Source organism: uncultured Mailhella sp. (assembly GCF_944324575.1).
Taxonomy (GTDB): Bacteria; Desulfobacterota; Desulfovibrionia; order Desulfovibrionales; family Desulfovibrionaceae; genus Mailhella.
In genome coordinates this window covers 21,589-28,479 of sequence record NZ_CALUWV010000024.1, presented here as the reverse complement: position 1 = coordinate 28,479, position 6,891 = coordinate 21,589, and the positions used below count along the sequence as shown (strand labels likewise).

11 protein-coding genes are annotated in these 6,891 nt (G+C 46.0%); 4 read left to right on the top strand and 7 right to left on the bottom strand.

Annotated elements, in window-relative coordinates; translation table 11 throughout:
* Window positions 1–122 precede the first annotated feature (122 nt).
* Together Q0J81_RS04815 and Q0J81_RS04810 are read right to left on the bottom strand one after the other, a co-directional pair.
* On the bottom strand, window positions 123–371 hold the full coding sequence (locus tag Q0J81_RS04815) for a hypothetical protein (protein WP_294446317.1): 249 nt from the start codon (window positions 369–371) through the stop codon (window positions 123–125).
* Entirely contained in the window at window positions 364–684 is a 321-nt protein-coding gene (locus Q0J81_RS04810) for a hypothetical protein (RefSeq protein WP_294446315.1), read from the bottom strand. The genes Q0J81_RS04815 and Q0J81_RS04810 overlap by 8 nt, the downstream gene beginning before the upstream one ends.
* A gap of 370 nt (window positions 685–1,054) precedes the next feature.
* Between Q0J81_RS04810 and Q0J81_RS04805 the strand changes: the two genes are divergently transcribed.
* The 4 genes from Q0J81_RS04805 to Q0J81_RS04790 all read left to right on the top strand — a co-directional run bounded on the left by Q0J81_RS04805 (window position 1,055) and on the right by Q0J81_RS04790 (window position 4,251).
* Window positions 1,055–1,348, top strand: coding sequence for a hypothetical protein (locus Q0J81_RS04805; RefSeq protein WP_294446314.1), 294 nt, complete (start codon window positions 1,055–1,057; stop codon window positions 1,346–1,348).
* Between the two features lie 603 nt (window positions 1,349–1,951).
* Window positions 1,952–3,304 (top strand): HD domain-containing protein, encoded by a 1,353-nt coding sequence (locus Q0J81_RS04800; protein ID WP_294446312.1) that lies wholly within the window; start codon window positions 1,952–1,954, stop codon window positions 3,302–3,304.
* Between the two features lie 3 nt (window positions 3,305–3,307).
* Entirely contained in the window at window positions 3,308–3,841 is a 534-nt protein-coding gene (locus tag Q0J81_RS04795; protein WP_294446311.1) for a hypothetical protein, read from the top strand.
* Window positions 3,842–3,960: 119 nt separating this feature from the next.
* On the top strand, window positions 3,961–4,251 hold the full coding sequence (locus tag Q0J81_RS04790; RefSeq protein ID WP_294446308.1) for a hypothetical protein: 291 nt from the start codon (window positions 3,961–3,963) through the stop codon (window positions 4,249–4,251).
* A gap of 41 nt (window positions 4,252–4,292) precedes the next feature.
* Here the strand turns inward: Q0J81_RS04790 and Q0J81_RS04785 are convergent, their stop codons facing one another.
* The 5 genes from Q0J81_RS04785 to Q0J81_RS04765 all read right to left on the bottom strand — a co-directional run bounded on the left by Q0J81_RS04785 (window position 4,293) and on the right by Q0J81_RS04765 (window position 6,890).
* On the bottom strand, window positions 4,293–4,520 hold the full coding sequence (locus Q0J81_RS04785) for a hypothetical protein (RefSeq protein ID WP_294446307.1): 228 nt from the start codon (window positions 4,518–4,520) through the stop codon (window positions 4,293–4,295).
* 7 nt (window positions 4,521–4,527) lie between these two features.
* Complete coding sequence (locus tag Q0J81_RS04780; RefSeq protein WP_294446306.1) at window positions 4,528–5,487, bottom strand: amidoligase family protein; 960 nt, start codon at window positions 5,485–5,487, stop codon at window positions 4,528–4,530.
* A 154-nt stretch (window positions 5,488–5,641) separates the two neighbouring features.
* Window positions 5,642–5,812, bottom strand: coding sequence for an anaerobic ribonucleoside-triphosphate reductase (gene nrdD, locus Q0J81_RS04775; protein WP_294446305.1), 171 nt, complete (start codon window positions 5,810–5,812; stop codon window positions 5,642–5,644).
* A 21-nt stretch (window positions 5,813–5,833) separates the two neighbouring features.
* Window positions 5,834–6,064: a pseudouridine synthase gene (locus Q0J81_RS04770; protein ID WP_294446304.1), complete on the bottom strand. Its 231-nt coding sequence runs from the start codon at window positions 6,062–6,064 to the stop codon at window positions 5,834–5,836.
* Between the two features lie 4 nt (window positions 6,065–6,068).
* Window positions 6,069–6,890 carry a hypothetical protein gene (locus tag Q0J81_RS04765; protein ID WP_294446303.1) on the bottom strand — a complete coding sequence of 274 codons (822 nt, stop codon included), beginning with the start codon at window positions 6,888–6,890 and terminating at the stop codon, window positions 6,069–6,071.
* Between the last annotated feature and the right edge of the window lies 1 nt (window position 6,891).

Below are 6,891 nucleotides of genomic sequence, written 5' to 3'. Positions count from 1 at the left end.
CCCAGACCATTTTGCTTTCCGCCTTGCGGCCGGAGTCCTTGAGAAGTTCGGCATAGGCCATCATGGGCGTGAGCAGCTCGTTGACCACTTCCCCGGCCAGCGGGCCGACGGGAGAGACTTCGTTACGCATGGCAGGCCTCCGGGACGCGGGACTGGAAGGGCAGCAATGCGGGAATGAACTCAGGCTGGAGCCGGCGCATTTCCGGCAGGCCGGGCAAGTCTCTTTCCTTTTTCGGGCGGCGGTGCTGCACCAGGTGGAGTGCGTCAAACACGTTCTGGATGAGGGCGGCTTCTTCGTCTGGGCTGTGATGGGCGGAGCGGATGCAGAGAATGGTGTCCAGATACGGATCGTAGGCGGGAAGGTTACGCATGGGCCACCTCCAGATCAGAAGCGGCGGGAGCGTCGTCCGAGCGGGCAGGGCAGAGCGTAATGACCCAGGTGCCGCCCATGCGGGCATCCTGAAGAAGCTTGTCGTGCATGGCCTTCAGGTTGTCCACGATGGAAGAAAGAGAATCGGAAGCTTCGGCCATCATGAGGCAGACGCCGTCAATGTTGGCCAGACCGCCTTCGTTGACGATGTCCATGAGCTCCGCAGAAAGACGGACTTTGGTTTCAATGGTTTCCAGCTGGTCCAGAAACTGGGGGAACGACTTGCCGATGCGAAGGTCGGAAAGCTGGGACATAAGGCACCTCGTGAAGTTTTTCGATGGGCCTTCTGCCGGATATGACAAAAGGCCGGGAGCTCGAAAACGCTTCACAACGCCCAGGCCTATTCCCCCGAAGGGTATTCTATTAGCCTACTCCCGGCCTTAAATAGCCGATAGATATACCTCTGCTTTTCAGGCGCAGGGTACAAAAACAGCCACACTTGCCGGGGTGACTTTGGCCGGGTGAAGGAGGTTTCGAGGCTCCGTGCAATCAGTGAATTAAATTTTGCGGGGAATGTCAAGAGGGGGGAGATTGACAACGTTTCATTCGGTATTGTTTTAAAATTACCCTCAAAAAAGCTTGGGCAGCGAGAGGGATAAAATAACTGGGCCCAAAGGATATCCTATGAGGAAAAGTAGTGTAATTACCAATGTGTTAAATTTTGTAGATGATGATTACTTCAATAATTACTATGTGGGTATTGCAACTGATGTAAAACAAAGACTTATTGCGCATCAAGTAAATATTGGAGATAAGAGTGCTTATCGATATTATGTTGCTGATAGTGAAGATGAGGCACGAGAAATCGAAAAGTACTTACTGGATAGATATGATTTTCAAGGCGGAACAGGTGGAGGCGATGCCCCAAGATGGGTTTATGTGTATCGAATCACCAAGCAAACCCGTGAAGATCGATAGTCATCCATGAAGTGCTTACCATGACAGCATGAGTTTATCATGAGTCAAAATTGGGGGCCCTTGCTTTTGGCAAGGGCCTTTTCTTTTTCTGTCAGTTTTGCTGCACCAGATGGAGCACGCCGAACCCGTTCAGGATGAGCGTGGCTTCCTCTTCGGGGGAATGAGCTTCGCCGCGGACTGCCAGGATGTTATGCAGATAAGGGTCAAGCATATGATTTCCTCTCTCGGATATAGGCGTAATCCGATTGCGGACATTTTCAATATGCGGAACATGTTTTCCGGTAGTCCTCGAAGCCAGTAGCATAGGCGGCGTTTGTCAGAAAGTTGGAGCGCCGGGCCATGTCTTTCAGCTTAGGAAGATCGTAGCATTTCAGAAAGACTGTTAATCGAGGGGAGACAAAATTGAGGATTAGTAGGATTCATATAATGCAAATTGATTAATATGATTACTATATAATTACCTAAAATAGTATGAAAATTAAAAAAAGAGGAGAAATATCGTTAAAATAGTGAAGGGATACTTGTCAAAAAATGAGTAAGGTGTCATGAGAAGGACATAGATCAAATGGATTATAGAGATTTAACCTTCTCAAAGGATATCGCATGAGTAGGAATTTCATATCAGAGATTAATGCTACGGCAGCACGATTTCGTGACCCTATTTATGGCTTTATACCGGTAACAGATGCTGAACTAAAAATAATAGATACACCAATTTTTCAAAGACTTAGAAGGGTTGGACAGCTTGCTCTAACAAAGTATGTTTATCCTTCTACAGAGCATTCAAGATTTGTACACTCTCTAGGTGTAATGCATTGTGCTACCCTTGTATATGAAGGTATTATTAATAATAAACTAAGTGAAATATCATTTAATCCAAATGAAAAAATGATAAAAACTTTAAGATTTGCTGCATTACTACATGACGTAGGACATCTTCCATTTTCCCATGCGGTTGAAAAACATTGGTTAAAAAGTCTTACTCATGAAGATGTTGGAATATTTATTATTAAAAATCATCCAGATATATCTAATATCATAAAAAGTGATGGCGTTGATTGTGCAGATGTAGCATCTCTTTTAACTAAAAAACCCAAAAGAAAGCATCAGTTACTTCATGAAATTATTTCTGGTCAGCTTGATGCTGATAGAGCAGATTATTTATTAAGAGATTCTTATTTTTCTGGTACACAATATGGCAAATATGATTTTTTACGTTTCCTTAGTATTTTTGCAGCAAAAGAAGATGATAATGGGACATTAACGCTTTTTGTGGATGAAAAAAATCTTCCAGTTGCGGAATCTTTACTTATAGCTAGATATCATTATAATCTTCAAGTTCCATATCATAGAACAAGAAGTGGATATGATATTGTATTAAAAAAGTTTGTTGAAACTAATATTGATGTAACAGATATGTTTAAAATCGATGAGAATAAAATAGAAGATATTAACTTTAGTAAGTTTGAGATAACAGATGATGGGACTATTTTTGAGCAAATAAAAAATAAATTTGTCCAAGGTGAGTTTTGGTCTGAATTTTTGATGAGAAAAAAACATTTAAAACCTATTATTGATACAAATAATATTGCCCATGGAGGAAAATTTTTCAAAAAAGTGGTTAGATCTTTGGAGAGGGACGGAAGATTTATTAAGGATAAAGACTACTTTCTCCAAGAACAAAAAGTTGAAATGCTGAAGAAGGTCATTTCTCCTTTCGCCGGAGAGGGGGTGGAAGGAGAAAATCAGGAGTTGCCAGAAGGTACGATTCGGTTATACTCTCCCAACCCAGAAAGCGGAATTCTTGAGTTTGCTGATATCCGGGAGCGTTCTTGGATATTTGGACGACTTAAGGAAGAGCCTCATTTTATTTTCAGACTTTATGTTGTCCCAGAACAGTATGACGCCATGAGGAACTTCATATCGGATGAATTAAGTTGCGGCGAAAAGGAGTAGACTATGGATGATCAGCAAAAACAGTTAGTAGCTGATATATTAAGAGTTCTTGATAGCCATAAGATTCATACCACAAAGATTTTTTTACATAAATTTATTTATTTTTTAACCATGCAGGGGATTCCTGGTTTCCGTTTTGAGCCATATACATATGGACCATATTCTTTTAATCTTGCAAGTACTATTGGTAGTATGATTTTTTGGGATGAAATAAAAGATGATGGAAAAAATATTCAAATATTAGATTTGAATAATTATCCTAAAAATAATGAGCTTGAAAAGAATATAAATAATAAATATATATTATTTGATAAGATATTAGATGCTGATTTCAGTTTTAAAAATCTCGAGTGTTTTGGGACAGTACTATATTGTATGGATGTTATTTCTAACTCTAGTAATAAAATTTCTAAAAAAGAAGTAATAGATGAATTTAAACAGTGGAAACATGATAGATATAAGGATGATGATATAATAACTATGTACTATAAAATAAAAAATGGTTTGCATGAATTAAATAGTGTGACAATTGAGTAAAAGAAAAGCCCGGCCAAACACCGGGCTTTTTTTATTTTCATAAATTTTTTAATGGATACTTGACCCATAACATATTGGTGATTATTTTACACATATAGATTACTTTTCAGGGGGTGGATATGGATATTTCTCAGTTTGAGTATGAAAAAGATATGGAGTACGCTGCTCGATATGTACTAGAGAATGAAGAGCTCAGTGGTCCTGCAGAAGGTATATCTAAACAAGTTATTGATAAAGGATGGGAATCTTTATCTGAAAGGCAAAAAAATGTATTTCAAAAATATGTTATACCATTAGCTACAAAAAGATGTGAAAGGTGTGAAGCTCCCATTCCATATAGCGAATTAGATTCTTTTGAAGGCCTGTGTGGTGAATGCATCTACAGGTGGAATAAAATAAAAGAAGAATAAGTTACTAGAAAGAAGCCCGGCCATTTGACCGGGCTTTTCTTTTACTCAATCCGCGTCAAGAATCCTGCGGCAATGAGGTCTTCCACATGGGCTTCGGGGGAGCAGGTGCGGATGACGCTGCCGTCCCACATGGCGGCCCGTTTGGCCGAGCCGCGCATCCAGTCTTCAAGTGTTGGTTCAGGAATAAATTTCGTCTGCCAGAGAATTTCGGCGAGCTGCCGGAGGCTTTCGGCCTCCAGCACTTCACCATCTTGGGTTCGGAATTTCATGCCCCTCCTACAGAGTCGCCAACACGGCGGCCCGGTTGCGGTAGAATCTCACCACGCTTTCGCTGATGCCGTTCCAGAGGCTTTCCTGAGCCGGAGCGGCTTCCTGCATCATGCCTCCCGTGAGGCGGTAGGCAGCCTGACCGCGGATGGGTTCAATCTGCATTCCGGTACGGCGCAGGCGGGTGATGGCAGCCCGTGCAGTATGGGGCAGCCATCCGAAAGCATCGCATATGGAAGCCAGGGAGACAACTCCCTGGGCGGTAAACATTGCTGCCAGTCTGGCTTGAACGCCGCGCAGAGCAGGGTGATCAATGACCGGAGCAGAAGCCACAGGCGCGGTGTTCATGGCCTTGCAGGCGTCAATGAACTGACCGAGGAAGCGTACCCAGTTGGCGATTTTGCGGGCATTCACGGTGCCGGAATGCTGGCGGAACTCGATGGTGCCGTGGCGGCGGAACGCTTCCAGATTGACCTTGTAGTAGCGGCTGCCCATGATGACTGCCATCTCGGAGATGGATTCGGCCTGCATCATGCGGGGGAAAGAAATGCGGGCCAGAGTGTTGCAGAAGGTGTTGGCACCGCCGCGGCGGCTCGGCGGCATGATGGCGTCAATTTCCGCTTCGTGGTCGGCATAGCGGCGAAGGATGGTCTTGACGTCGGCGACAGACAGATCGGAAGCATCGAAGTGGACATGAAAACCACAGGTGCGGTTGACGGTGGCTCCGGCATCGGAAAGCGCTTCGGCCACGGTCATGGCTTCGGCAATGCCGTCTTCGCCATGCAGGACAGGACTGACCACTTCAAAGCCGCCCTGCACGCTGGAATCACTGACCAGCTTCCAATGAGTGCGGGTCGTGTGGTTGTAGCCTTCCTGACGGACGGTAACGCCGACGGCCTGGAGCGCGGCAAGGGCGTGTTGCGTGGAGATACCGGCGATTTCGAGTTCAATGCCAAAAGAGCGATTCATACCTTCAACCTCTTGTTTTTTATTGTTTTAGCTGCTTGATGTGCTTGTGTGTTCGCTCTTGTGGCAAAAGGTTGCAAGTCTTTTGTTTCTATTTTTGATTGTTATAAAAAAAGATGGATATATAATGCTATATCCATCTTGAATAATTTTTTAGCTATGAACAATATTTCTCTTTATAAACAATATTTTTTACATGGACGTGCTTCAGACGATCTCTTTCTTCCGCTCTTTTTGCGTCGTTGAAGCGTTCCAGACCTCCGACGAGGTATCCGGTAATCCGTCGGATACGCTCGAAGTGGATACCTTCTCCCACAATGGTCTTCATATCTTCTCCTTTGCAGACAACCTACCTCAATTCCGGCGGGAGCTGTCTGCCTTCGCGTTCAGACAGGTATGACTGATAACAGTGCTGCTCTTCCCAGAAAAACAGGTGGTCAATATATCGACGTAGCCAGGAGCGCACCCCGTGCTGTTCCCATCGCCATGCCCGTGAGGAGAGCGTTTCATCCGGCCAGCCCGCAAGCAATGCGTTTGCAAGTTGATCTACCGCGATAAGCACATTTTTGCCGTATGCCATACCGTCAGCTCCCCTCTATCGTCAGCCCCTCCGGCATGACGTACTCGGGTACAATGGCCTCGACTTCCTCAAGCGTTTTGGCCTCGTCCAGCAGGTCTTCGTATCTCTGGCGCTGCCCGGTCAGGTATCCAGTGGCCAGCGCAAAGGCGTCTGCCTTGGCGATGATCCGGCGCACCAGTTCCGCCTTGTCCATCTGCCTGCCGGCGGCCAGCATGTCCACAAGGGGAGTCTCAGCAGCGCTGTCCTCCGTCCATGCCCGGGCCTCCTGTTCCTGCTTGTCGAAGGTGAGCAGCTCCGTCTGCGGATAGGTGGACACAAGCGCGGAAGTGGCGGCGTCATAGGTCGCTTTGATCTCCGAAAGCTTTGCAGTCTTTGCCCGATCAGGGTCGGGCGTCCATGTCCCGTCGGACTCCGCTCTGTGGTACTCCGTGGGCTGCGGCTCCTGCATTTTCACGGCGTCCTCAGGCGGAAAGCAGCCGAAGTTCCCGAAGCGGTCGAAGGTCTTTTGAACCATGATCTCTGAGAAGGTTCCGGGCACGGCCCATACTTCCGGAGGAAAAGCCTCGTCGATCTCCTCCTGTGCCATGCGGACAAGTTCGTCATCTGTCGCGTTGACCTTGAAGCCCTCCGGGATGGTCAACAGGCCTTCGGCTACCTGCTGAGATATCGGTTTGACACCGGAAAGGTCATTTTTCAGGGCTGCAAACAGCATTCCGATGAAGCCGGGGAAGCCTGCGGGAACTTCTATGGCATCTTCCGGCTTCTCTTCGCCGCACAGGTGGTCAACAATGCGTCCCGTTTTTTCATCAACAATGATGTATTCCATG

Excerpts from the sequence above, each read along its gene's own strand:
- nrdD (WP_294446305.1), bottom strand. The coding sequence starts at position 5,812 with ATGAAGACCATTGTGGGAGAAGGTATCCACTTCGAGCGTATCCGACGG.
- Q0J81_RS04785 (WP_294446307.1), bottom strand. The coding sequence starts at position 4,520 with ATGAAATTCCGAACCCAAGATGGTGAAGTGCTGGAGGCCGAAAGCCTC.
- Q0J81_RS04800 (WP_294446312.1), top strand. The coding sequence starts at position 1,952 with ATGAGTAGGAATTTCATATCAGAGATTAATGCTACGGCAGCACGATTT.
- Q0J81_RS04810 (WP_294446315.1), bottom strand. The coding sequence starts at position 684 with ATGTCCCAGCTTTCCGACCTTCGCATCGGCAAGTCGTTCCCCCAGTTT.
- Q0J81_RS04770 (WP_294446304.1), bottom strand. The coding sequence starts at position 6,064 with ATGGCATACGGCAAAAATGTGCTTATCGCGGTAGATCAACTTGCAAAC.
- Q0J81_RS04790 (WP_294446308.1), top strand. The coding sequence starts at position 3,961 with ATGGATATTTCTCAGTTTGAGTATGAAAAAGATATGGAGTACGCTGCT.
- Q0J81_RS04805 (WP_294446314.1), top strand. The coding sequence starts at position 1,055 with ATGAGGAAAAGTAGTGTAATTACCAATGTGTTAAATTTTGTAGATGAT.
- Q0J81_RS04780 (WP_294446306.1), bottom strand. The coding sequence starts at position 5,487 with ATGAATCGCTCTTTTGGCATTGAACTCGAAATCGCCGGTATCTCCACG.
- Q0J81_RS04765 (WP_294446303.1), bottom strand. The coding sequence starts at position 6,890 with ATGGAATACATCATTGTTGATGAAAAAACGGGACGCATTGTTGACCAC.
- Q0J81_RS04795 (WP_294446311.1), top strand. The coding sequence starts at position 3,308 with ATGGATGATCAGCAAAAACAGTTAGTAGCTGATATATTAAGAGTTCTT.
- Q0J81_RS04815 (WP_294446317.1), bottom strand. The coding sequence starts at position 371 with ATGCGTAACCTTCCCGCCTACGATCCGTATCTGGACACCATTCTCTGC.